This is a genomic window from Microcoleus sp. Z1_B2 (genome assembly GCF_036700325.1).
Lineage (GTDB): Bacteria > Cyanobacteriota > Cyanobacteriia > Cyanobacteriales > Microcoleaceae > Microcoleus.
Genome location: NZ_JAUBOQ010000008.1, coordinates 39201 through 64696, shown reverse-complemented (window position 1 = coordinate 64696; position 25496 = coordinate 39201). Strand labels below are relative to the sequence as shown.

At 45.7% G+C, this 25496-nt stretch carries 17 protein-coding genes; 10 read left to right on the top strand and 7 right to left on the bottom strand.

Going from position 1 to position 25496, the window contains the following annotated elements:
• Nucleotides 1–94 precede the first annotated feature (94 nt).
• Nucleotides 95–559, bottom strand: a complete 465-nt coding sequence (locus QT984_RS06555) for a COP23 domain-containing protein (RefSeq protein WP_333054612.1) — start codon at nt 557–559, stop codon at nt 95–97.
• A gap of 345 nt (nt 560–904) precedes the next feature.
• Here QT984_RS06555 and QT984_RS06550 point away from each other — a divergent pair, with 345 nt between their 5' ends.
• From QT984_RS06550 to QT984_RS06530, 5 genes are all read left to right on the top strand, one after another.
• Nucleotides 905–1402 carry an HNH endonuclease gene (locus QT984_RS06550; RefSeq protein WP_006633674.1) on the top strand — a complete coding sequence of 166 codons (498 nt, stop codon included), beginning with the start codon at nt 905–907 and terminating at the stop codon, nt 1400–1402.
• A 238-nt stretch (nt 1403–1640) separates the two neighbouring features.
• Nucleotides 1641–2915 carry a bifunctional oligoribonuclease/PAP phosphatase NrnA gene (locus QT984_RS06545; RefSeq protein ID WP_333338589.1) on the top strand — a complete coding sequence of 425 codons (1275 nt, stop codon included), beginning with the start codon at nt 1641–1643 and terminating at the stop codon, nt 2913–2915.
• Between the two features lie 1176 nt (nt 2916–4091).
• Nucleotides 4092–7733 carry a diguanylate cyclase domain-containing protein gene (locus QT984_RS06540; protein ID WP_333373563.1) on the top strand — a complete coding sequence of 1214 codons (3642 nt, stop codon included), beginning with the start codon at nt 4092–4094 and terminating at the stop codon, nt 7731–7733.
• Between the two features lie 67 nt (nt 7734–7800).
• Entirely contained in the window at nt 7801–8295 is a 495-nt protein-coding gene (gene sixA, locus QT984_RS06535) for a phosphohistidine phosphatase SixA (RefSeq protein ID WP_333054609.1), read from the top strand.
• A gap of 233 nt (nt 8296–8528) precedes the next feature.
• The gene (locus QT984_RS06530) at nt 8529–9674 is read left to right on the top strand and encodes a citrate synthase (protein ID WP_333233543.1); all 1146 of its coding nucleotides are present in this window, start codon (nt 8529–8531) and stop codon (nt 9672–9674) included.
• Between the two features lie 455 nt (nt 9675–10129).
• On the opposite strand, the gene QT984_RS06525 is transcribed toward QT984_RS06530, so the two are convergent.
• On the bottom strand, nt 10130–10633 hold the full coding sequence (locus QT984_RS06525) for a hypothetical protein (protein WP_333054607.1): 504 nt from the start codon (nt 10631–10633) through the stop codon (nt 10130–10132).
• A gap of 292 nt (nt 10634–10925) precedes the next feature.
• On the opposite strand from QT984_RS06525, the gene QT984_RS06520 reads away from it, so the two are divergent.
• On the top strand, nt 10926–11423 hold the full coding sequence (locus QT984_RS06520; protein ID WP_333106881.1) for a hypothetical protein: 498 nt from the start codon (nt 10926–10928) through the stop codon (nt 11421–11423).
• Between the two features lie 105 nt (nt 11424–11528).
• Nucleotides 11529–12026: a tetratricopeptide repeat protein gene (locus QT984_RS06515; RefSeq protein WP_333106882.1), complete on the top strand. Its 498-nt coding sequence runs from the start codon at nt 11529–11531 to the stop codon at nt 12024–12026.
• Between the two features lie 165 nt (nt 12027–12191).
• Here the strand turns inward: QT984_RS06515 and QT984_RS06510 are convergent, their stop codons facing one another.
• The 4 genes from QT984_RS06510 to QT984_RS06495 form a co-directional block, all read right to left on the bottom strand.
• Nucleotides 12192–12371, bottom strand: a complete 180-nt coding sequence (locus tag QT984_RS06510; protein ID WP_333054604.1) for a hypothetical protein — start codon at nt 12369–12371, stop codon at nt 12192–12194.
• Between the two features lie 180 nt (nt 12372–12551).
• Entirely contained in the window at nt 12552–14666 is a 2115-nt protein-coding gene (gene argZ, locus QT984_RS06505) for a bifunctional arginine dihydrolase/ornithine cyclodeaminase (RefSeq protein ID WP_333275211.1), read from the bottom strand.
• Nucleotides 14667–15314: 648 nt separating this feature from the next.
• Complete coding sequence (locus QT984_RS06500; protein WP_333054602.1) at nt 15315–18467, bottom strand: PAS domain-containing protein; 3153 nt, start codon at nt 18465–18467, stop codon at nt 15315–15317.
• 580 nt (nt 18468–19047) lie between these two features.
• On the bottom strand, nt 19048–19986 hold the full coding sequence (locus QT984_RS06495; RefSeq protein ID WP_333054601.1) for a glycosyltransferase: 939 nt from the start codon (nt 19984–19986) through the stop codon (nt 19048–19050).
• Nucleotides 19987–20294: 308 nt separating this feature from the next.
• Here QT984_RS06495 and QT984_RS06490 point away from each other — a divergent pair, with 308 nt between their 5' ends.
• A complete protein-coding gene (locus QT984_RS06490) occupies nt 20295–21503 on the top strand; it encodes an argininosuccinate synthase (RefSeq protein ID WP_333054600.1) in 1209 nt (402 codons plus the stop codon).
• Nucleotides 21504–21863: 360 nt separating this feature from the next.
• On the top strand, nt 21864–22538 hold the full coding sequence (locus tag QT984_RS06485; protein WP_333233546.1) for a hypothetical protein: 675 nt from the start codon (nt 21864–21866) through the stop codon (nt 22536–22538).
• A gap of 249 nt (nt 22539–22787) precedes the next feature.
• Here the strand turns inward: QT984_RS06485 and QT984_RS06480 are convergent, their stop codons facing one another.
• Nucleotides 22788–24236, bottom strand: coding sequence for a GTP-binding protein (locus tag QT984_RS06480; protein ID WP_333211334.1), 1449 nt, complete (start codon nt 24234–24236; stop codon nt 22788–22790).
• 376 nt (nt 24237–24612) lie between these two features.
• Here QT984_RS06480 and QT984_RS06475 point away from each other — a divergent pair, with 376 nt between their 5' ends.
• A complete protein-coding gene (locus tag QT984_RS06475; RefSeq protein WP_333054597.1) occupies nt 24613–25446 on the top strand; it encodes a type II CAAX endopeptidase family protein in 834 nt (277 codons plus the stop codon).
• Nucleotides 25447–25496 lie beyond the last annotated feature (50 nt).

The window sequence follows — 25496 nt, the reverse complement described above, 5'->3', positions numbered from 1 at the left end:
AGCTTTGAGGCAGGGGTTTCAACCCCTGCCGGACTATTTGTTGTACCTTAAGTTGACACCTATGGGCACGGTGCGGTGTCCCTACTAATGATTATCAATTTACTTTAACAGGCGAAACACTTACATTAGGATTTGTAACTCTTTTTAAGAGTTCTTGTCGGGCTTGTTCGGGATTTTGACCTTTGGGTACTTGATATAATAATCTACAGGAACCATCTTGAGGATTAGCTGCACAAATAATTAATTGACCGTTGCTAGATGCACCTGCTGTGACAATATTATCCCAGCTTCCTTGCGGTTGCGAGTTGTTGAGAATTCCTGAGACTCTGGTGCACCGAGTAATCGCATCTTCTCCTGATTCATTGAAATAGTTATCAGCTAGCCACAAAATAACGGGAATATTTTTGCCTTGTTGGACTGCAATTGTAGCGGGGCGGCCACCAGTAGCGCCACAGAAGAATGAAGGCGCTTGGGCGAAGGCTGGACTGTTTGCTAAAATCGGAGCAGCAAGGGCAATAATTGACGCGCTAAAAACTGACTTTAAGAGCCGAAATTTCATGAGCAGTAATAAGCTTTTTCATTTAAGGTTACTAATAGTCTAAAAATTTAAACTGTTTGTTGCCGGGAAGATTAGGCATTTAGAGAAAAAAATAAAATTTATTCGGCAAATTTTTGCGATCGCACACACTGGCCTCATCTGGGCCAAAACTCCGGGAAAAAAGCTCGCTGACAAACACCAAAGGCAGAAAATAGATGCAGCCCTAGGGGGCGCAGGCGCGAAGGTATAGGGTAAAGGATTGGTTTTTCAGCGTTTTTTGCGATCGCCTCGCTCTTCCCGATCCCGCCCCACCTAAAGTGGAACCTGTGTTACCATCGGGAAAAATATTCTCTTTAATAATCAACAATGGGCAATGTTCTGGTGCTGAACGCCTCCTACGAACCCCTTAACATCACCAATTGGCGAAGGGCGGTAGTTTTGTTGCTGAAAGGAAAAGCAGAACAGGTAGAACACAACGGGAAATTTATTGCGCCAAACTTCCCGCTACCAACTGTGATCCGACTGCGGCATTATGTCCGAGTTCCCTATAAGGATATTCCGCTAACCCGCCGGAACATCTTGCACCGGGACGCACACTCTTGTCAATACTGTAGTTATACGGGCGACGATTTAACCCTCGATCATGTAATTCCCCGATCGCGCGGAGGAGGGGACAGTTGGGAAAATCTCGTCACCGCTTGCGTGCGCTGCAATGTCAATAAAGGCAGCCGGACGCCGAAAGAAGCGGGAATGTCGCTGCGCTATCCGCCTAGGAAACCTCACAGCGGTCTTTATTTTGAAGTCACTAAACACGTTAAGAGCGGTATGCACAAAGAATGGCAAAAATATGTAATAGGCCTTTAAAACCCCTGTCAGCGCAAGCGCGGGGGTTTTTTGCGGGAGTTATTAGTTCTGAGATTGCTTCGTTCCTGGCAACACGCACTCTCTCCATGAATTAAAAAAGTAAACAGAGAATTTACCATCTTAAATCAGGTTTCTCGTAAAAAGTATGGGCTTTGACAAACAGGCATCTACAAAGAAACCGGGTTTAAGATCGAATGTCGTGCAAATCTTGAAATAGTTAAATTGTTAATTTTCAACGATGAAAGACCATCCCCCTAACAATTCCGATGAAACATCCGGCAACCGCGAAGGTGAACTTGAGGCCAGCAGCGAGGTTGTACCCGGAGTGAGTGCGCCTGGGAAACGGCGCAGCAAAGCCGAAGTTGCTTCCGAAGAGAATCGCGGCCGTCTCCGCGAGGAATTGCACGATCGCAAAGTCGAGCAATTGCGCCAAATGTTCGATCGGCACAAAGGCACTCGCCAGTTAATCTTGCTGCAAGATTTTCCAGATCCCGACGCACTTTCTAGCGCTTGGACTTACAAATTAATCGCCGAACAGTACGATATCCAATGCGAGATTATCTACGCCGGCGCCCTCAGCCACCAAGAAAATATTGCCTTAGTTAAATTGACAGGGTTGCCGTTGCAGCGCTGGACGGTGGAAACACTAAAAACTAAGGATTTGTCGGTGTTTCAGGGCTGCGCTTTCATTGACAATCAAGGGACGACTTGTAACTTAACCGAGTATATTTTAGCGGCTGGAGTTCCGATCGCCGCCGTCATCGATCATCATAATTTGCAGGGGGAAATGAACGCAGAATTTATCGATTTGCGCCCTCAAATCCGCGCTACAGCCACGATTTTTGCCGAGTATTTACAGTCTGGACTTTTAGCTCTCGACGCCAGCGTCAGTCTGCACATCAAGTGCGCTACAGCTTTGATGCACGGTTTGCGATCGGATACGATCGCCCTCAGACAAGCTCAGGAAGAGGACTTTCTAGCGGCAGCTTATTTGAGCCGGTTTTACGACCCGCAGTTGCTGAATGCCGTGTTACAGTCATCTCGTTCTAAGTGGGTGATGGACGCGATCGAGCGATCGCTCAAACACCGCACCGTCCAGAACAATTTTTCGATCGCCGGCATCGGCTATCTCCGCTATGACGATCGGGATTCTATTCCCCAAGCTGCGGACTTTTTAGTAACAGAGGAGAACGTACACACAGCCGTTGTCTACGCAATTGTTCACGACAAAGACGAAGAAATTGAAGTAGTAATTGGCTCGCTGCGAACTAATAAACTTACTCTCGACCCCGACGAATTCATTAAAGAAGCCTTCGGTCAAGATGCTCAAGGACGCTTTTTTGGTGGTGGCAGAAGTCAAGCTGGAGGTTTTGAAATTCCCGTGGGATTTCTTTCTGGCGGGAATGAGAAGAGCGATTATGCAAGGCTAAAATGGGAAGTATTCGACGATCAGATTAAGCAAAAGTTGCTGCATTTAATTAGTCCTAAAGACAATCCTGTTTACGATCATTAATATCATGTCCGATCGATTAATCATACAGCATATTCGGTGGTTCATGAAGTACAGGAGCAGCTATATTATGTGGTGTTAGTCCGTAGTCCGTAGGGTTCGTCGCTCCTTCATATTTGATAAAGATTGCAGATTGACGGGTGTATCCGCACCTTACTCGCGTCTCTCTTCTTGTGTGTACCACATATACATGGAATATGCTGTAATATCCCGGTCGGGGCGAGTTTTTGAGATTGTCAATTATTGGCAGGTATTCTTGGTGAACTCGCCCCTACAAAAATCGCGGTTCATCGACCGGACACGATATCAATCGGGAGTTTCTAGCTGCAGTATTGATTCCAGCAACAGCCTGGGAATGCGAGCTTTTCGACCTCCGGTTGCTACCAGGTTTGGCCGTGTTTTTTTCTCATTCCGGGCACAATCTCAACTTGACAATCAGTCATGCCCGCACTCCAACTCTCATCAACCAGGTTTTTTAACTCTTATTCAGGGTGGGAACTCCTGCCCAGTCTACCTCTGCCAGGAACAGGCTTTCCGGCCTGTCCCATAAAAATTAAATTTTATTGTGGGTAGTACGGGTAGGACAGGAGAATCCGCCCATAGAAAATTTATTTAAAATCGTGCAATATGTTCAGTTTTAAGGAAGTAAGGAGGTTGAAAAACCCGGTTGAGTTCTCCAGGACTAACAGTAATAAATTTTCTACCAATTTTCCCAAATCATACACTAAAGAAACCGGGTTTTTTAACAATTGTCAAGGGATATCACGAAGTATTTTGATAAAAAAACCAGGTTGAGGGGCAAATTTAGTGTGTTCTATTTTACTAAACTCCACAAGAATTATGAGGTTTTAACAATTATACAGGGTTAATTTTGGGGAGTTTTATTATTTATTCGCTAAATCAATCACAATTTGTTATAGTTGGTGCAGTAGCTTTGCGATAATAATTAGCCAAAAAACGATTGAGAAGAAGCAAAATAGATACCAAATAACCTAAAACTTTGGCGAAATGACATCAAAAAAGCAATTGTAGCAGTCAGCATAAAATTGGCTAGCCACATAAATATTGATTTTTTCCTAAGCCCAGCCAGCGATTCCTACGAGTTAAAAGAAATTATTATATTTATTTGTGGCGGGTTAGAATAGTAGAAAATAGCTTAAACAAACAAGGAACACGGAGATGTCTACAAAAAAGACTTTCTCTTGGTCGTTAGAGAAAAGCATAGAAAAAGTTTCAGAAATTGCACTTAAAATCAACGAGTTCGTGGATCTGGAGACAATTTTGCAATGTGCGCTACACGAAACCAGGGTGCTGCTGCAAACAGATCGCGTGATTATTTATCGATTCCTACCGCATAGAGAGAGGGTAGTATTTGCTGAATCTGTTGGCGATCGGTGGCGGCCAATCCAGGGACAACTGATTCATGACCCTTGCCTTGAAGCTACCTGGGTAGATCGCTACAGCCAGGGGGAAACGAGTGCCATTTCTGATATTCACGCTGGTGATATTCAAGCTTGTGATGTCGAATTGCTCGATCGCATCCAAGTTCAGGCAAATTTAGTTGCGCCAATCTTGCTAGATGGCCAACAGCAGCAATCTCCGAAGCTTTGGGGACTGTTGATTGCTCATCAATGCCGAAGTCCGCGTCAGTGGGAACCTCTCGACATTGAGATCCTGCAACAGGTTGCAATGCACATCGGGTTGAGGATGCGGCACTTGGAATCTCACGGCCCGGCGATCGGGCCAAATCAACCGCCGGAACTCGAAACAGAACCGAATCAAACTGATCCCAATACAGAAAGCGCGCCCAGAGTCAATCATCAAAATTGCCTAAAACCAAAGTTTGCCTCTTCCCTGAGCGGCGATATTGTCCACCTCAAAGCCTTTGACTTGTTGCAAAACCCGATCTGGATATTTGATATTGAGGATTGGCAAATGCGGTGGGCAAACCAAGCTTCCTTGTACCTGTGGGATGCTTCGACGCGGCAGCAACTGGCGAGCCACAACTTTAGGGATATGTTGTCAGAGTCTACTCGGATTCGCTTGCAGAGCTATCAGCAGCAGTTTGAGCAAGGCCAAACCTTGTCCGAGCAGTGGACGTTTTATCCGGGCGGTGAGCCTGTTTCTGTCGGCTGTCGGTGCTCTGGCATCAGGATTGATGGCGGGCGTTTGGCAATCCTGGTGGAGGGTACGGTCGAAACCGCTCCTCAAATCGAGCCGGAAACCCTACGATCGATCGAGGCAATCCGACACACCACGCTGATGGTTTCGCTGTACACCCTCGAAGGTGTGCCGCTGCTGCAAAACCCGGCGGCCTTGCGCTGTTACGGAGATATGCAGCCACCTCACTCTGCGACAGACAATGCTTTTCTGAGCCGCTTTGTTGACTCTCAGGTAGCAGAGCGAGCAATGGCAGTTCTTAAGTCCGGTGAGGTATTTAGCACGGAGGCTCAAGTGATTACTCTGGCGGGAATTCGCTGGCATGGGATGGACGTGCGGTGTACCAACGACCCGGTAACGGGCAACCCGATGTTGCTGGTGAACGAAAAGGACATTACCGACCGCCAGCAGACAGAAACAGACCTGCAAAAGAGTGAAACCCGGTTGTCAGAAGCCCAGCGGGTTGCCCACATCGGTAACTGGGAGTGGGACGTGAGTACGGGTAAAATTACCTGGTCTCCCGAACTATTCGAGATTTTGGGACGATCCAGGGCCCTAGGCGAACCTACTTATGAAGAAAACCTGCGGCTTTACCATCCCGAAAGTGCCAAACAGCTACACCTGGTAGTTCAACGAGCGCTCAGTCACGGAGAGCCTTATCTATTGCGCCTCAGAGTCGTGGGCCCGAATGGCTCTATCCGCCATACCGAAGCCAGAGGACAGGTTCAACTCAATGCAGAGGGAAAAGTCATTCGGTTGTTTGGTACATCCCAAGACATTACGGATCTTGTCCAGGCAGAAACAGAACTCAGAGAATTGAGTACAGCTCTTGCTAATGCCGTTGAGGGCATCTCGCGGCTGGATATTTTCGGACGGTACATCACCGTTAATCAAGCCTACGCGAATATAGCAGGTTATCAGCCTGAAGAAATGGTTGGTATGAGTTGGCAGAAAACAGTTCATCCCGAAGACTGCGACAGGATGATGGCCGCTTATCAAAAAATGCTAGCCGAGGGCCGAGTGGAGGTTGAGGCCCGGGGTATCCGGAAAGATGGCTCGATCTTTTACAAGCACGTGGTGATGTTGGCGGCCTACGACTCGCAGGAGCGATCGATCGGGCATCACTGCTTTATGAAAAATATCACCGATCGCAAGCAAGCAGAAGCAGCATTGCAACAAGAGTTCGAGCGTCTGGCGGTGGTGATTGCCACCCAACAGGAAATCGCCACCCCCAATCCTAACCTGGATGCAGTGATGGCGGTGATTACCGATCGAACTCAAAAATCGCTCGGTGCCGATGGGGCCGTGATTGAAATGCTGGAAGGGGATGAGTTGGTGTATCGGGCAGCCAGCGGTATCGCCAGCGCCTATGTGGGATTACGGATCAAAGTAGGGACAAGTTTATCGGGAAAATGTATTGCGACCGGCCAAATCATGCTTTGCGATGATTCACAAGCCGATGCACGGGTGGATCAGGCTGTCTGTCAGCGCATTGGTATCCGGTCATTGGTGGTTGTTCCCTTGTTCTATCAGGACGATCGGGTTGGCGTCTTAAAAGTTGTTTCCGCTAAACCCTGTGCCTTTACAGAGTCAGATATTCATACCTTACAACTGATGGCGGGGTTTTTGGCGGGTAGCCTGCATCTGGCTTCAGAGTTTGATGCTAAAAACATTCTCCTGAGTCAATTGCAGGAGAGCGAGGAACGGTATCGTTCTGTGATTACAAGCATGACTGAAGGCGTCGTACTTCAGCTAGCAGACGGACAAATTACTACCTGTAATGCTAGTGCCGGAAGGATTCTCGGACTGACCCCCGAACAACTGATGGGGCGTACATCCATAGATTTAGACTGGCGAACCGTTCACGAAGATGGCTCTCCTTTCCCCTGCCAACAGCATCCGGCAATGATTACCCTACGGACGGGAAAACCCCTATCAAATGTGGTGATGGGCATTCACAAATCGGATAAAACGCTGACTTGGATTTCGATTAATTCGCAACCGCTGTTCCAGATGAATCAGTCTCAACCCTATGCAGTAGTAACGACTTTTGCTGATATTACAGAACGCAAGCGGGCCGAGGAGATGCTCAGACACCGGGCAGAACAAGAAAGATTAATTGCTACGACAGATGGGTTAACACAAGTAGCAAACCGCCGCTGTTTTGATGAGCGATTGCCGTCGGAATGGCACCGACTGATGCAGGGGAAACAACAGCTTTCGTTGATTATGTTGGATGTAGATTATTTCAAGCGATATAACGATTGCTACGGACATCAAGCGGGGGATATTTGTTTAGTAAAAGTGGCTTCATCGGCGGCACAAGCGGTTAAACGCTCATCGGATCTGTTTGCACGTTACGGGGGGGAAGAATTCGCTGCTATCCTACCGAATACGGATGCGGATGGCGCGATCGCGGTTGCTGAGTCGATCCGAGAGGCAATCCGAGTTTTGGGAATCCCTCACGAGCAATCTAATGTGAGCACGATCGTGACTGTTAGCATGGGAATTGCCACTGTGATTCCCACTGCGGAAACATCACCGGATGAACTCGTTGCCCTCGCCGATCGAGCATTATATGATGCGAAACGACAAGGGCGCGATCGCTACACAAGCGCCAACCAGATGACAGCGCCAGATTTCAATACAGTTGTAGAATAGGCAAAAGGTAGGTATATCCTAGACTGCTCCTAGAAAAACGGGACCCCATGCCTGGAAGTATTGATATATGGTTATTTATCTGATCCGGCACGGTATCGCCGCCGCACCCGAAGAATATGATACAGACTCAGAACGCCCCCTGACTAAAGAGGGCGATCGTAAAACCAGGAAAATTGCTCAACGGCTGTACGAGCTCGAAATTCAGTTTGACTTGATTCTCACCAGTCCCCTACTGCGCGCCCAGCAAACCGCCCAAATCCTGCAAACAGTCGGTTTGAGTTCCCAAATAGAAGAATCCGCCGCCCTCGCACCTTCAGGAGACATCGGGAACTGGCTGGAGTGGTACAAACAATGGCAGGACATCGGTAGTGGCAGCTTGGCCCTAGTGGGCCACCAACCAGACTTAGGCCACTGGGCAGAAACTTTGCTTTGGGCTCGATCGCAAGATGCCCTGATTCTCAAAAAAGCCGGTATCATCGGCTTAATCCTCCCGGAGACAGGCTCCCCTGTGGGCCGCAGCCAAATGTTTTGGCTAACTGCGCCCAAGTTTTTGCTGCGCTAGAAACAGCGAACCGCCCCGACATTAACAGGAGACGCCAGCCCTCTTAAAACCGCATTCTGGGACGGCGAAACCGGGAAAAAGGGGCGACAATACGCAGCGGTGCGATCGGGCTGTGTGTTGAAAAACCCGGTTTCTGAACCCGAATTAAATGATTATTTGTCAAGACTGCGACACTATCTTGCTTTCTGGTAATGTACTTTTAGTAGATTGAACTCACACAAAACGGTATCGCAATGGTCGTCGGCGAATTCAAACCAGGTTTAGAAGGTGTTCCCGCCACCTTGTCCAGCATTAGCTACGTCGATGGACAAAAAGGGTTGCTGGAATATCGCGGGATTAGCATCGAGGAACTGGCACTCAAAAGTTCCTTTCTCGAAACTTCATATTTATTAATCTGGGGGGTACTTCCGACAAAGGAAGAACTAGAAGCTTTCGAGCATGAAATTCGCTATCACCGCCGGATCAAATATCGCATCCGGGACATGATGAAATGCTTTCCAGAAAGAGGACATCCAATGGACGCCCTGCAAGCTTCAGCGGCCGCCCTGGGCTTGTTCTACTCCCGCCGAGCTCTGGCTAACCCAGCATACATTCGAGAAGCTGTAGTGCGGCTGCTAGCTAAGATTCCCACAATGGTAGCAGCGTTCCAGCAAATGCGACGGGGAAACGATCCGGTGCGGCCGAGGGATGACTTGAACTACTCGGCTAACTTTCTTTATATGCTCAACGAGCAAGAACCCGATCCCCTGTTAGCTAGCATTTTTGACACTTGTCTGACTCTCCACGCTGAACATACAATTAATGCCTCTACATTTTCGGCAATGGTAACAGCTTCGACGCTGACAGACCCTTACGGAGTGATTGCTTCAGCAGTTGGCACTTTGGCGGGGCCGCTGCACGGGGGAGCTAATGAAGAAGTGATTGATATGTTGCAGCAAATTGGTTCGGTAGAAAATGTGCGGCCTTTTGTCGAGAAGTGTGTTGCAAATAAGGACAAAATCATGGGTTTCGGTCACCGAGTTTACAAGGTGAAAGATCCGAGAGCAACTATTCTTCAGAGGTTAGCGGAACAGTTGTTTGAGAACTTCGGCCGCGATGATTATTACGACATTGCTGTCAAGTTGGAAGAAGTGGTTGAAGAGAAATTGGGCCAGAAAGGAATTTATGCAAATGTAGATTTCTATTCTGGTTTGGTTTACCGAAAAATGGGAATTCCGCTGGACTTATTTACACCAGTTTTTGCGATCGCCCGCGTTGCCGGCTGGTTAGCCCACTGGAAGGAACAACTAGAGGCAAACCGCATTTACCGCCCGACTCAAATATATACGGGGAGTCACGGTGCTCCTTATATTGCGATCGAGGACAGACTCCCATCCTAAAGCACAATTATCAACCCAGATATGACAATGGCGAGAGGAATTGTTTGGCTTTCGTGAAGTGTTGAATTAAAAATTGCTTTCGCCTTCCGAGTCAGGAAACAATCTCTGTCTGCCAAAAACTGTCCTGCTGGGTTGCACCCCTCTTGTATGTTGTGCTGTTGGTTGGCGACAATAGTAAGAAGTGACGATTTTCAGGAACTCCGGTCCTCAGACTTGCTGGTCTGAGGCTTTTTATTGCAATATTAATATAAACCACGCCAGTAACGTGCTACATTACTGGGCCTGTAATATCATGTCCGATCGATTGACCATAATATCCCGGTCGGGCGGGTTTTTGAGATTGTCAATTATTGGCCGATATTGGCAGGTTTACCCGCCCCTACCTGATTTCGGGCGAAGCGAAGCGGAGGGAATCGACCGGACATGATATAAGGGGGGCGAGGCGCACCGTACTTTTATTCCTCCGAATCTACCTGCTTAACTTCCTCCAAAGTTAGCCCCAGCAACTCTGCTATTTGCTCGTCTTTCAAGCCGAATTGGCGTAACTTACCAACCATTTCAATCTTGGCTTGATACTGGTCTCGCTGAAAGTCAGGAGTCGCAGGCCGGCTTTTATTAGGGGTAGGAGTGGGGCGATCGGAGCAAATATTGATGTAACCCATAATGTTGCTAATATTGTTATCGCCAAAACTAATATTGAGATTTCCTTTCCGTTCTAAAACCGATTTAAGATTGTGTTTATCAACGGGTTCATCAAACACATCTGATAACATTTGCAAAAGTTCGTAACCTCTATCCTTAACGTGACCTTCCGAAAGACGATAACTATCGGCAATCTCAGCATACTTTTGTCGATTCAGAGTTCCCTCGATAATTCCACGCTGTAAATCATTGAGGCGTTTACCTGTCTTATCGTAGACAACTTGATCTACAAATTCGAGTACCTCGCGAATATCCATTATCAAGGCTGTGAGAAACTTCGATTATTATATCCGACTTTAACCGCCTCGATCCGTCTTTTTCCGACTTATAACTCAAAGGTTAGAAAGATCCGTCTTTTCCCGCTTTTCAGCTTAGGGGCGATCGCTATAGTATGTGGAGGAGTGATAAAGATGAGCTTGACATAAAGCGGTAGCTGTAAGCAAAAGGCTATTCGAGAGAATTCTCAAAGCGCTGACGCTGATCGGTTCTAAGAAAAAAGCTGTAGGCTGAGCACTCAATACACTAGAAAAGCTCAAGGAACCAAGTGTTATGGCCAGACTTAAACTTCTGCGTGTGGCGACTTCCCTTTCTGCTGTCGTAATTCCGTTTTTGCCTTTGGGTTACAGCGGTGCGATCGCTCAAGAGTATCCGGGCTGTTTCTGGACAGATCCCAAAACGGGCAACCACATATCCCTTGAGCCACTATGTGAGAGAGGACGGATAGACGATGCTATAAAGGCAATAGAACGAAATCAAAACCCCTTGATTGCCACTGGTTTGAGGGTACAATCCACCGACAATCCATACCTGGTTAGGGTAACAGGTAAAATCACGAACCGCAGCAGTAGACCCATTAAGATTGGTATCCCGGATCTTCAGATCGGTAAAGGCAATACAATTCTCTACACGAAGCCGGTCATCATTAATCAAACTTTACAGCCGGGTCAATCAGTTGCTATCAACGAATCCATTGTTAAAAGTTCGTTAGGAGTAAGTTTTATGGGTGGACTGGAAGTTAAAATTGAGGATTGGGACTCTAGCGACTAAGGGGAATTAAAATCTATCCTCTTTATTTCATAAATCGCCCGAACCGAAAGGATAAAAAGCTTAAAAATGCGATCAATATACTTACATACACCCATCAATTTAATCATGAATTTTCTATACCAAGCTATCACCATCGTGGCAATTCCACTGACAATAGGTATAACCCCTAATGCTGCGTCTAGCCATGCTCCCATAGTTATTATATCTCAAGCGAGTTCCACAGACTTCTATACAAGGGGTGACGACTTTTTTAATAACAAAGACTATAAAGGAGCAATTGAAGCCTACACCCAAGCTATCAAAATCAATCCTAATTTTGCTGAAGCACACCAAAGCCGATGTTTGTCACGACTTCTGATCGGGGACTATCCTGCTGCACTTGGAGACTGCAATAATGCCATCCGCATTCGACCTAATTATGCTGATGCTTACCGCATTCGGGGTACTGTTCGTCTTAACTTAAAAGATATTAGAGCAACAGTTGCCGACTGGCAAACAGCAGCCAACCTTTATAATGCTCAAGGAGATAGAGAAAGCTTTGAGTACATGATGTCTCGCCTCAAAAATGTTCAGCAAGAACTTCAGCGGATACAGCAGCGATGACTGGGAATTTTAACCTTTGAAAAAAATATAACGAGCAACGTTACCTGTGGCCGCTAGCCAGTATTATTGATGCCCCACGCACAAAATTAGCGGGCGATCGTACTCAAGCGTTTTTTTGGGTATTGTGGGTGAGAGGCAATATTTATCATGGCAAAAACCCGGTTTCTACCTTGATTTGAGAGGACGGGCGATCGCACTCAAGAAACCGGGTTTTCGATCGCGATATAAAGGTGAGATAGTTTGTGGCAAATTTGGCAAGGAGCGATCTGTTTTTATGCCTTTACGCCACGGTGAGCGATCGGTTTTGTCCCCTGGTACGCCAGGGGTTGAAAACCCCTGTCTCATAGCGAAAGTCGGTTGAAACCGACTGGAAAAAAACATTAAAATGCTTGTAAAAAATGTATTTTTCAGTCCTCTTTTAGAGGACTTTCGCTATGAGACGGGGGTTTTTAACCCCCGGCGGGCTTGTGGGTTGGCGTACAGATTTTGACTTGTTTTGACAAGAAGCGGTTTCAACCGCCGAATCTACACAGATTGAGCTACATGATGGCGGCTGGTCAATTTATCCAATTGATTCACCAACAAACTTAGGAACAATCCCACATCGGTAACAACTCCAATAGACTCGATCGAACCCCGATCGCTCAATTTCGTCACCACCGCCGGATTAATGTCCACACAGACCATCTTCACACCAGCCGGCGTCATATTTCCCACACCAATTGAGTGCAGCATAGACGACAGCATTAACACCATATCCGCACCGCGTAACAGCTCAGTATATTCTTCTTGAGCCTTAACTAAATCCATTTGCGTGTCGGGAAGTGGGCCGTCATCGCGGATCGAACCGGCAAGAGAAAAGGGTATATTGTTCTTGACGCACTCATACATCACACCGTTAGTAACCAAGCCTGCTTCAACAGCTTTTGCAATACTCCCGTAACGCCGCACACTGTTAATTATTTTCAAGTGGTGCCGATGTCCGCCGCGCACAGCAATACCGCGTTTCATGTCAACCCCTAAAGAGGTTCCCATATTCGATTGTTCCATGTCGTGAACTGCGATCGCATTTCCGCCCAACAACGCTTGTACGTAACCTTCGCGAATCAAATGTGCTAAATGTTCGCCACCGCCGGTGTGGATAACAACAGGCCCCGCCGTAACTACAACTTTGCCACCGCGATCGCGAATTTGGCGCAATTCCCACGCTACTTGTTCCACCACCAATTCTACGCGGCGCTCGCTAGAAACGCTGCCCGACATAAAGCTGAATTCTTGAGAATTGCGCTGTTCCCGCGATTCTGTTTTGCGGATGGTGCGGATGCCGACCACATCAACAACGACTTTTTCTCCTACTTTTAAGTCGCGCAATAATTTGCATTTAGCCACTGGGCCATCAGCGGTTTCAGTAATAGCAACAGCACCATCCATCCGCTGATTTTGCGCTTTCACCCACTGACCATTTACCCGCACTTCCGTGGGATAAATCGTACTAACATAAAAGTCGTCCGGGCCAACGCCATCTTGCACTACCGGTTCTAAAATAGCGTCGCAAATCTCTTGTGGTGGCGGCACTGCACCCAAGTCAATCAGCATTCCCATCATTTCTTCCATCACATCGTGGGAAGGAGCCGAAACTTTAACGTCGGCAGATGATGTACTTTGCCGCTGCTCTCCCAGATTGAAATTGAGCACTTGGAAACTGCCACCGAGATCGACAATTAAGTCCAAAGCACGGCTGATTAAACCCGCATCCAGCAAGTGACCTTCCATGCGAATTGTGCGGCTTTCTACCATCACATTTGCCGATCGATCTTCTTGCAACGGTTCCGTTACCCGTAGCGTCAAACACTTACAGGCGCCGCCAGCTTTCAGGAATTCGCTCATCGGCGTTTCAATTACTTGAAAACCGGCCTGAGTAATGCGCGTTTTCAAGGCTTCGCTAACCTTGTTCATTACCACAACTTTGTCAATATTGACGGCATTGCAGGCAAAATTTGCGGCATCGGCTTCTTCAATAGCAATGCGTTTTTCCGGCGCAACTCGCATTTCAATTAAGCGGTTGGAGTACGAGTCAAATGCTGCTGGATAGTAGAGCAAATAGCCGCCTGTCAGAGGACAAAAACAGGTGTCTAGGTGATAGAAACGTTCGTCAACTAAACGCAGCGAAAGCACTTCTATGTTGAGCCATTTTGCTAGTAACGGGTGCGAGTCGAGTTCGGAACGGAAGCCGTAGCCGGCCCACAACCAGCGTCCTTCGCGATCGAGTAAAGCATCGCCAGCGCCCTCAAACGGCAAGTCTTTCGGGAGTTCGTGCACGGTGAAACCTTTGCTTTCAAACCATGCTTTGAAATAGGGTTCTTCGCCTTGGCGTTCTTTGTGATAGAAACGGCTGAGGACGAAGGTATTGCCTAAAAGTAAGCCTGCGTTGGCGGTGAACACCATATCCGGCCAGCCTTTTTCGGGCGGTACGAGGTCTACCACGGCGTTGTCTTTGAGGACGTGGTAAAGTTTTTCCCACTGTTCGACGGCGCGATCGCGCGATGATTTGTGGACATTTCCCTCCATCCACGGATTAATCACGTAATCCACATCGTAGTGGTCGGGAGCACACATGAGGAAGCGAATTGAGTCAGTCATAATTCAGTTAAAATGTGGTAGACGCTACAGCAGACGTATGTTGACAGAGTTTGTATAATAGCAACTGTAATATTGACTACTAATTTTAGCAGCGCAACGTCTGGAGCCTCAAAAGGCTAACTCTTTATTATATCATGTTTAATATGAGATTACACTAAGGAATGAGAATTAAATAACTTCCACTCTTGAAAGTGGGATGGGCGTCCCGCCCGTCCTTTTTGGACGGGCGGGACGCCCATCCCACAATAACAATTAAAATTGTAAGTTATTTAATTCGCGATCCTAAATGACAGACCCTTCGCAGGAAATACGGGAGAAAATGTCAGGTTATCACGCACCCTAAAATAGGTTCTGATACACAATTAATATGATATCCGTTGCAATTGCCCCCCATCTGACCACGAATTTCAAAGGTGGTACCCGCCACGTGATTTATCCGTGGAATCAATCCAAAATCGAAAATCGAAAATCACTTATTGCCCCCGCATTGATCCCTGGGGTCAATCTAAAATCGAAAATCTAAAATCTAAAATCGATTGACGGTCGAGGGGGTTTACGCTCATCTGTGAGTAATATTATAGATGGTTGGTGAACCGGCCCCTACCAAGAATTATGGTTAATTTACCGCCCATGATTTAACAGCTTATCCTAACTTTTAACTTTTAACTTTTGCGAAATCGGCAGTTCGATCGCAAATTCTGTTCCTCGGCCAACTTCTGAATGACACTCCAACTTACCGCCGTGGGTGTCTTTAACTATTTGGTAACTAATCGATAACCCCAAACCAGTGCCGGTGCCCACAGGTTTGGTAGTAAAAAATGGGTCAAACATCCTTGACTGAACTTCGGGATGGATACCGGGCCCGCTGTCAGAAATCCGCACACACACTTGATTTTCGCTGCTGACTTCAGTAACAATGCGAATCTGGTTAACTTTGCAAGTACAGTTTGCTGATGACTCTTCCACAGCGTCGATCGCATTTACCAGCAAATTCATAAATACCTGGTTTAATTGAGCCGGATAACACTCGACTTTGGGCAGGTTTCCGTAATTTTTAATAACTTGAATCTCCCGATGTTTTGGCTGTGACTGGAATCGGTGCTGCAAAATCACCAAAGTGCTCTCTATCCCTTCATGAATGTCTATTACTTTGCGATCTGTTTCGTCGAGTCTCGAAAAGTTTCTCAAAGACAGCACTATCTGCTTAATTCGGTTAGCACCTTCTTGCATTGAAGCCATGATTTTTGGGAAATCCCCAGCAATAAAATCTACCTCGACTTCTGCCAATTCTTGGGCTATTTCAGGAACTGGTTCGGGATAGTATTGCTGGTAGAGATCGATCAATTTTACCAAATCGCGAGCGTACTGTGCGGCGGGAATAATGTTGCCGTAGATAAAACTGATGGGGTTATTAATTTCGTGGGCTACTCCCGCTACCATTTGCCCGATACTTGACATTTTTTCTGCTTGAATGAGCTGAGATTGAGCCTTTTTTAAGTCTGCCAGAGTTTTTTCTAACTGTTGCGCTTTTTCTCGTTCTCGCTGTTCGCTAAATTGCAACTCTACTTCGGCTTGTTTGCGATCGCTAATATCAATATGCGTACCCGTCATCCGCAAAGGATTTCCCGAAGCGTCGTGTTCCATCACCTTCGCTTGAGCTAAAATCCACTTCCACTCGCCGGATTTTGTCAGCATCCTAAATTCCACTTCGTAAGTAGGATTTTTGCCTTCCAGGTGAGCATTTAGCGCTGCTTTAGCCGGAGACAAATCCTCTGGATGTACCAGTTGCTCCCAGGATGCAAAACTATTTTCTACCTCCTCTACTTCATATCCCAGCATCATTTTCCACCGTGGATTAAAATAGACTTCTCCCGTGGCAAGATTCCAATCCCACAAGCCCATCGCACTGCCTTCAAATGCCAGATAAAAACGTTCTTCGCTAATTTGCAAAGCTGCTTCGGCTTGTTTGCGATCGCTAATATCCATCACTGTTCCCAACAGTTTTATTACTTCCCCGGTTTCGCTAAAAACAGCTTCTCCCCTTCCTTCCACGTATATAATTTGACGGCTAGGATGCAAAAATCGGAACTCTCTTTTGTAGGCAATGCCTTGTGAGATAGTTAGGCTGACTGTTTCTTGAAATAATTCTCTGTCGTCGGGATGACACATCTTTAAAAGTTTGGCAGATGTCGGTTCAGTTGCACTTGAGTCAAGACCAAAAATGCGGAATACTTCTTCTGACCAAGTAATTTTATTGGTGACTAAATCAAATTCCCAACTGCCGATGTGGGCAATTTTCTGGGCGGCTGCTAGACTAGCTTCGCTTTGTTGAAGTTTAAGTCGCTGTTGTTTATCTTGTTCCAGAAGTGTTGCTTGAGCGATCGCAATTCCCATCTGTGCCGCCACAGCGCTCAATAATGTGATCTCCTCCTGCGTCCAGTGGCGGGGGCGATCGTACTGATGCAAGCATATCATTCCGTTGGCTTTTCCCTGGTAGGAAGTGCGGATGGATATCATCGATTTTAAGCCTATTTGACAGCACAAATCTCGGGCGTTTTCTAGCAGCGGGTCGGAAAAAACATCGTCAGAAACTACAGCTTGATCTTGGGATAATAAAAACTGAACGTGAGGATTGCCCTGTACGGGGATTTCTAAATCTAAAAGCGATTTGGATGCGGATTTTTTGTACTCAGCGACATTATTAATTCTGGGAATAGGGTGTTCTGTGTAGGTATGAACCAAGCAGCAATCAGCATTAAAAATTCTACCTATTTGGGCAGTAGCTGTTTGAAAAACTTGATCTTGATTTAAACTGTATCGAATTTCAAGAGTAATTGTTTCTATTAAAAACCTTTGTTTGATTTGCCGTTCTAAAGCAGATAAAGCTGTTTTTAGTTCTAGTTCAGCTTGTTTGCGATCGCTAATTTCAGTAGCCGTCCCCAAAATTTTCCAAGGTTTGTCGTCTGCGGTTCTGGCAAACACGGTATCCACGCTAACAAACCACCGATATTCACCATTTTTGTGCTGAATTCGGTACTCACACTCAAAGCTTTCACCGTCTTTTGCTGCCTCAATCCTGCTGAGGTGTTCTGAGAATCCTGGCAAATCGTCAGGGTGTATTAAGTTAGGAAGAAATCCTCCTGCCATTTGCTGGATTTCTTCAAAAGAATAGCCAATATCGCTATATATTTCGCGGTTGATATACAAAGTTCGCTGTTCAATCAAATCGGAAACGTACAAAAGATTAGGATGTGTTTTAATTACTGCCGACAGCCAGCGTTGGCTGTCTCGGAGTTCTGCTTCGATCCGCTTGCGTTCTTCTATTTCTGCTTGCAGCCGTGCATTTTGTGCTAAAATTTGTTTATAAAGACGGCTCAGAAGCAGTTGATTTTCGATCCGGCTCACCACTTCTTCTGTTTGAAATGGTTTACTAATGTAGTCGGCTCCTCCCACCGAAAAAGCTTTGACTTTATCAAAAACTTCATTTAAAGAGCTAATAAAAATCACAGGAATATGTTTGGTTTGCGGACAAGCTTTTAACTTTTCGCAGACTTGATACCCATCCATACCGGGCATCATGATGTCCAGCAAAATCAAGTCTGGTGGACTCGACATAGCAAAGTTAAGAGCCAATTTGCCATCTCGTGTCGGTCGCACTTTATATCCCCGCTTAGACAAAAGCTGGGATAAAAGCCGCAAGCTTTCTGGATGGTCGTCCACCATTAAAATATTTTCTTGTAAGACAGTGTTTTCAAGTCTAACTGTTTCTAGTCTTGGATTTTTATCGTCAGTTGTATTCACAGCAAACCCTCAAACTATTCAAGTTGTATATGTGGGAATATTTTTAAAGTCATTAACCGCTTGTAGCTAACACTCTCAGATAAACCAGCACAACTATTGGCTCTCTAGCACACTCTTAAATTATCTCTCATTATATCAAAAGTAACGATCTTTTGAAAATATTGGTAGCTCAAATTATCGGACTCTGGTGAGAAACCAGCCTAGATTCCTCTAATCACAGGCTAACCAAGCAATTTTGATTAAATAAAGGTAAAATTTTTATTCTTAGACTTTATACGACCATGCTTGCAGCCATTGATCGGGTGCTTTGTGTTGAGATTTTTCATTAGATATCCTCAGTAAAAAGGTTAATTTAAACAAGCCGGAACATTGGTGTCAACTTAAGACTAAAAATTATTTTTTTCTGGTTGGTATCCAAGTTGTGAGTTCCCTAAATTTCCCTTATTAAGCAGCCCTAGGGCAGTGTAGGCATAATTGTCAAACAGTTGTTACCGTTACTAATTATGAGCTTAAGTTGACACCAATGGGCCCTAAAAAACTCCTACAATATCTTATATCTTATTTGCGGGATGGGGCTGATTTATGGTATCTTTGTCTCGGCTTGCAATTCTCCGCAAGCGGCGTAAACGGCTTTCACGTTATACCAATTCAGAAAAATCCGAGCAATTTCTAAAGCTAGCTGGGGCTTGCCTTGGTCAATCAACCACTGTAAAAAAGGAGTCATCGTTCGCTCGTTCAGCATCCCACCTAATGATAAAATTCCCCACAAAATTTGGTGCAAAAAAGTCATTTGAATCATCATCCGTACTTCCCAACTTGGGTGTTTTTGATAAAACAAAACTCCCATTCTCCCGCGCTCAATTTCTCGGTTAATCATGCCTGGAATTTGCTCCAAACTAAAAGCTGGATGCCAGTGATAACCGACCGCAGCGGGACATTTAATGAGTTTTAAACCTAATTTTTTTAACCTAACTCCCAACTCTAAATCTTCCCATCCGTACAGTTGAAAGCGAGTGTCAAAAAGTCCAGCGGCCAGCAGCCAGTGGCGGGCGATCGCCACATTTCCCGTAGCAAAATAAGCCGCCGAAAAATCGGTGATTTTGTAAGGTTCTGAGGTAGGATTGTCGAAATTGCAAGTATTAATCACGCTGCCGTAAGTAAAAACAGCATCAGTATCTTTGTAACCCTGTAGTAAAGCATCGGCGTGTGCTTGCAAAAAATGCTCTGTTACCACCAAATCGCTGTCAATAAAAATAATCGTATCGCCATTAGCATCTTCAACGCCCAAATTCCGGGCAGCGGCCGGGCCCTGGTGAGATTGACAGATCGATCGCACATGAGGCAACAAGTCAGCATTTGCGGCCAACCACTCCAGCGTCCCGTCCGTCGATCCGTCGTCCACGACAATTACTTCATAGTCTCTGACAATCTCACCGAACTGCTGATTTTCCAAAGCCAGTAGACATTTTGCCAAAATCGGTTTACGATTATACGTCGGAATTACAACACTAAAAAACACGGTTTTTCCCCATCGCCACAGTTACCGTATCCCACGGTAGCAGATTTTCCGCAGCAACTCCTCCGGTAAATAGCCAAGTTTATCAAAAAAAGAATATATAAATCTGTACTATTTCTGACAAGAATCGATCTCAATTAGGTGCATAATGAAAAGTCGGTTAAATATCACATCTTGCACCATTCTCCAGAACAGGCAAGATGCCTGTTCCACAAAAATGATATTTTTTTGTGGGGTGGGCATCTTGCCCGCCCTTAAAAGCTTAGTGACAAGGGTGCAAGATGTCAGTTAAATTCAGGATGTAAAGAGCAATGAGTCGCGCTAAAAAAGTTGTCCTAGCATATTCCGGCGGAGTCGATACCTCCGTCTGTATTCCTTACCTCAAAAACGAGTGGGGTGTTGAAGAAGTAATTACTCTGGCCGCGGATTTGGGACAGGGAGACGAATTAGAACCGATCCGCAAAAAAGCTTTAGCATCCGGTGCTTCGGAATCTTTAGTTATTGATGCTACGGAAGAATTTGTCAAAGACTATGCGTTTCCAGCGATTCAAGCTAACGCACTTTACGAAAACCGTTATCCCCTTTCGACTGCCCTCGCTCGCCCGCTGATTGCTAAATTGTTAGTAGAAGCTGCGGAAAAATACGGTGCAGATGCGATCGCCCACGGTTGCACAGGTAAAGGAAACGATCAGGTGCGGTTCGATGTGTCGATCGGCGCGCTCAACCCCAAGATTAAAATCTTAGCACCAGCGCGGGAGTGGAAAATGAGCCGCGAAGAAACGATCGCATACGGCGAGAAATGCGGTATTCCGTCGCCCGTGAAAAAGTCTTCGCCTTACAGTATCGATCGCAACTTATTGGGAATGGCAATTGAAGCCGGAATCCTCGAAGATCCTTGGGCGGAACCGCCGGAAGAGGTGTATTTGATGACAAAGGCGATCGAACAAACTCCCGACACACCCGAATACCTAGAAATCGGTTTCGATTGCGGAAATCCTGTCAGTTTAAACGGCACAAATTTATCACCAGTCGCCTTAATTACCCAACTCAACGAAATAGTTGGAAACCACGGAGTCGGCCGGATTGACATGATTGAAAACCGCCTCGTCGGGATTAAATCGCGGGAAATTTACGAAACACCAGCGATTTTAGTTTTGATGCACGCGCACCGAGACTTAGAAAGTTTGACGCTGACAGCAGATGTAACGCGGTACAAGCGAGGCATCGAAGAAACCTACAGCCAAATGATTTACAACGGTCTTTGGTACAATCCTTTGAAAACAGCTTTAGACGCATTTATTCAGGACACGCAAAAGCGAGTAACTGGAACCGTGCGGCTCAAACTGTTCAAAGGAAATGCGACTATTGTCGGCCGCAAATCTGACAATTCTCTGTACAGTTTCGACTTAGCAACCTACGGCGCAGAGGACGAATTCGATCACAAAGCTGCCGAAGGATTTGTCTATGTTTGGGGACTACCAACCCGCATTTGGTCGGAAAAAAATAGAGGTTACAAATAGGAGGCAATTAGGGTTAAAAACCTGATGTTCAGCCGCCAAATCGAATTCGGATTAACAATTCGATGTTAACCCACCGAATCGAATTGGCGGCTACACAAACAAAGTCCGCCTTCGCGGAATTAGAGTAGGGTGTGCACGTCGCACCTTATCTGTCGCAATCGCCCAACCTGTGCCAGTTGCGTAAGTCTTGTTATTATTAAAATCTGTATATGATTATTAAACTCGGTAAATAACCTGAAAAGTTTTAGTCTCATCACTCACATCGGGGTATTATACTGAAAAAGTCAGTCTAATTAATAGTTAGACCTCAGCATATTTGAAGCATAATATTTGAAGCATAAGATCAGGAGAAAATTGGCTATGTCTGAAGTATGTTTTAATGTGAGCGGTCATAAAATACAATTAATTCTAAGCCTGTCGGGTAAACAAAGTATTGTTCATGATAACAAAACGATTTCCGAAAAAGGCAGCTCTCTCGCTCCGACCTCTAACCACTATTTTAAAGTCAGTGAAGATGGAAAGATGTCAAGCTATGAAGTGGTTTTCAAAGCCAACTTTTCGGGTGTAATAGAATATAGTGTTAAACGAAATAATGTGCTGGTTAAAAAGGGTATATTAAGTGCATTCACACCCGGACTAATGAGGATATCCTTTTTTTACATTGGTCTGGCTCTGTTCTTAAATACAATATCTTTAATTTTTATTCCACAATTTAGAGAAGTTTTCCTTCAGTCGCTTTTCAATTATATTGATGTCGGAATAAAATTGCTGTTTTCTATTGCTTTTTTGGGATTTGGAATCTCCTTAAAGAGAGTTCTTTTAAGAAACTTGCGCTTTGTGACCACAGTGCTCTGGATTCATATAGGTCTAATGATTTTCGGCTCCTTATCACTTATTTTCCGCTACCTACAAGAAGGAATTATTTTGAGTAACATTTGGGTTATTGCTATGAGGCTTGGATTTATCTGGCTGTTTTGGTTTCTTTTGAACAATTGTGAGGCGCTAGCTCAAGAATTTAAGTCCCAATCTTCCTAATGTGAGAGTTATCCGGCGATCGTCAAAGCAGGGGGTAAAGTACGCAGGGCCACCCTTGTCAAAGTCCGAGCGAGCGATTTGCGTCATCAAAGGCGATAGTAATAATTGGTAATTGGTAATTGGTTGTTATCTTAATAATTTGTTAAATTGTCTTCAGACAAATTTAGCTTTGAGGCAGGGGTTGAAACCCCTGCCGGATTGCGGCAGGGCTGCGCCAGGATTGCTGGGTCAACGTAAAACAGCCGATCGCTAAGATTTCTGTTTTTCCACACTTCCCAAATCCAACTTAGCCCGCAACTCCTCCTTAATCCGATTTAAAATAGAATCCTCATCCAAAGAAGACAAAATCTTGCTCACCACAGCCTTTGGCCCATCATCTCCCCAAGAAGCACCATTAGCCAAATAAGCCTTAGTAACTTGACCGATACCATAGGAAGAAACCCCCGCGATCGCAGCTTGCGTCACCGCCACAGACAAATAAGGCCCTAAAGCCAAACCCCCCGTCGCCGGCGTCGCCAAACCCAACAATCCTTTCAAAGAACTTAAACCAAAATTAGCCAACAATTCACCCGCCGTAATTCCCCCCATACTAATCGCAATCTTTTGCAGCAATTCCACCGCGCCCGCTTCCGTCATCGCAATGCCGTAAACTTTAGATAAAGTTAATATCATCACCACATCAATTACCGCACCGCTAAGAATATCAACTACAGTAATTGGATTAAGTGCGATCGCCACCGATTTCGTCATTACGCCGTTCCAGATAATTCGATTAGCTGCGTCATCTCGAATCTCCATTTTTCGCTGCACCAAATGCTCGTTAATATCCCCCGCACAGAGCATCGTATTCAGCGCGACCAAAGATTTGCCTTCCCGGTCTAAAACCTCCAAAATCTTTAATTTTAAATCTTGCACTTGTGGCAAACTGCGAGTCATTTGCACCCCCATACTTCCGTCGGGACGGCGCACCGCCCTCGCCGTCAAAGGCGAAGCCGCCGCCATCACAATTTCATCGGGAGACAACAATTCTTTCACGCGATCGTCTCGAATTTTATGATAAATTGCCAGCCTGTCTGCATCAGGATATTGGTCAATTTTATTAAACACTAATAACATCGGTTTTCCGGCTTCCCGCAACTGCGAAAGTGCTGCGTATTCCACCTTCGTAATGTCGCCAGCAACTACAAACAAAATCAAATCTGCTTGTTGAGCAACGCGGCGCGCTAAAAGTTCGCGAGTTTCGCCGTCAACTTCATCTATTCCCGGAGTATCGATTAATTCCACTTGCGACAAACGGTAAATAACTGGCGAAAGTCTATCGGGCAACTTCTCATCAATTCCCTCTCCGACATCCCACTGCCCGATAGTCGTCGTGCGAGTCACCCCGTGAGTCGGGCCAGTTTCAAACACATTTTGACCTAGCAGCGCGTTCAAAACCGAAGATTTTCCCCTTCCCACCATCCCAAACACAGCTATTTGCACGCAAGCGCGCTCTAGCTTGTCGAGCATTTTCTCCAACCCGCCAATTTCCGGTTCCAGTCCAGTTCGCTCTTGAACTGTCAAGTCGAGATTTTCTACTATATCTCGCAGAGCATCTTTAGCGTGGCGCAGGTTGAGTTCTGCCTGAATGTCTGCGAAGCTTAAAATTGTGTCATCTAATTCTCGATCGACATTTGAAAAATCCGAGGCTTCAGTCATTGTTCCCTTATTTTATAGTTCTGTTTTGTTTAAAGTTTCAGCGAATACAATGCTATTCTAGCTTTCTCTGTCTGCTTTGTACATTCTCTCGGATTTATCCAACTCTAACTCTCGGATTTACCAAATTCTAACTCTCGGATTTACTCAAGCCTGACTCAGCCAAAAGTTCTCGCATTCACCCGCAAGCCCGCCGGGGATTTAAATCCCCGTCTTATAGCAAAAGTCGGTTAAAACCGACTGCCAACCTAAATTAGATTGTGATAAATTTCAGTCCTCTTTGAGAGGACTTTCGCTATGAGACAGGGGTTTTTAACCCCTGTCGGACAGTGCGACAGACCACTAAGCCGATTTACCCAATTTCAACTCATTTACAACAATGATTAACCGCCTCCAAATAATAGCCAGTTATCCCTTTCCTTTACGTGTGATAATTTTCCTATTAATCTTGCTAGCAATTTGGCTGCCCCTAGCAGCACCAATTTACTTGTTAGTTAAAGATAGCAACCTTGCAACTATTCTCACTATGGCGCTGTTGTTTACAGAGTTTCTATTTTTGGTGCGGATCTGGGGAAAAAAGGTTTACGGACAAACCCAATTACTCAAAAGTTACGGTTTAATCAATACGCGAAAAAACGGTTTTGAGCTTTTAATCGGATTGGCGATCGGGCTTTTGCTCACTTTTAGCTTATTTGCGGTGCAAGGACTGTTCGGCTTAGTCGCGTGGCAAAATTCTGATAATTTGCCGAGAATCATCGCAGAAGGGCTGTTAAGCGCCCTTGGAGTCGGTTTTGCGGAGGAGTTGGTATTCCGAGGTTGGTTGCTGGACGAGTTGCAGCGGGATTACAATTATAGAATATCTCTGTGGGTGAATAGCCTGGTGTTTGCCCTATCTCATTTTATCAAACCTGTGGCGGCCATGCTGCAGAGTTGGCCGCAGTTTCCGGGGTTGTTGTTGCTGGGTTTGATTCTGGTTTGGGGAAAACGATCGCGCCAAAATCGCCTCGGTTTGTCGATCGGGCTTCATGCAGGTTTAGTCTGGGGATATTACATTATTAACATCGGGCAGTTAGTGCGATATTCGGCCTCTGTTCCCGATTGGGTAACAGGAGTTAACGGCAATCCGCTAGCTGGGGCGATCGGGCTGTTGTTTTTGAGTGTCTTGGCTGTGGGAATGCGAAAAATGTCCCAACAATCCAAGGGTTTCGAGTAAGGACGAATAGTCCTTATTTCAGACTGCTTTGAGGACTAAACTCCTCACTA

What these genes read in the sequence shown, in the direction of transcription:
- QT984_RS06555 (WP_333054612.1), bottom strand. Translation starts at nt 559, where the DNA reads ATGAAATTTCGGCTCTTAAAGTCAGTTTTTAGCGCGTCAATTATTGCC.
- QT984_RS06550 (WP_006633674.1), top strand. Translation starts at nt 905, where the DNA reads ATGGGCAATGTTCTGGTGCTGAACGCCTCCTACGAACCCCTTAACATC.
- QT984_RS06545 (WP_333338589.1), top strand. Translation starts at nt 1,641, where the DNA reads ATGAAAGACCATCCCCCTAACAATTCCGATGAAACATCCGGCAACCGC.
- QT984_RS06540 (WP_333373563.1), top strand. Translation starts at nt 4,092, where the DNA reads ATGTCTACAAAAAAGACTTTCTCTTGGTCGTTAGAGAAAAGCATAGAA.
- sixA (WP_333054609.1), top strand. Translation starts at nt 7,801, where the DNA reads ATGGTTATTTATCTGATCCGGCACGGTATCGCCGCCGCACCCGAAGAA.
- QT984_RS06530 (WP_333233543.1), top strand. Translation starts at nt 8,529, where the DNA reads ATGGTCGTCGGCGAATTCAAACCAGGTTTAGAAGGTGTTCCCGCCACC.
- QT984_RS06525 (WP_333054607.1), bottom strand. Translation starts at nt 10,633, where the DNA reads ATGGATATTCGCGAGGTACTCGAATTTGTAGATCAAGTTGTCTACGAT.
- QT984_RS06520 (WP_333106881.1), top strand. Translation starts at nt 10,926, where the DNA reads ATGGCCAGACTTAAACTTCTGCGTGTGGCGACTTCCCTTTCTGCTGTC.
- QT984_RS06515 (WP_333106882.1), top strand. Translation starts at nt 11,529, where the DNA reads ATGAATTTTCTATACCAAGCTATCACCATCGTGGCAATTCCACTGACA.
- QT984_RS06510 (WP_333054604.1), bottom strand. Translation starts at nt 12,371, where the DNA reads ATGAGACAGGGGTTTTCAACCCCTGGCGTACCAGGGGACAAAACCGAT.
- argZ (WP_333275211.1), bottom strand. Translation starts at nt 14,666, where the DNA reads ATGACTGACTCAATTCGCTTCCTCATGTGTGCTCCCGACCACTACGAT.
- QT984_RS06490 (WP_333054600.1), top strand. Translation starts at nt 20,295, where the DNA reads ATGAGTCGCGCTAAAAAAGTTGTCCTAGCATATTCCGGCGGAGTCGAT.
- QT984_RS06485 (WP_333233546.1), top strand. Translation starts at nt 21,864, where the DNA reads ATGTCTGAAGTATGTTTTAATGTGAGCGGTCATAAAATACAATTAATT.
- QT984_RS06480 (WP_333211334.1), bottom strand. Translation starts at nt 24,236, where the DNA reads ATGACTGAAGCCTCGGATTTTTCAAATGTCGATCGAGAATTAGATGAC.
- QT984_RS06475 (WP_333054597.1), top strand. Translation starts at nt 24,613, where the DNA reads ATGATTAACCGCCTCCAAATAATAGCCAGTTATCCCTTTCCTTTACGT.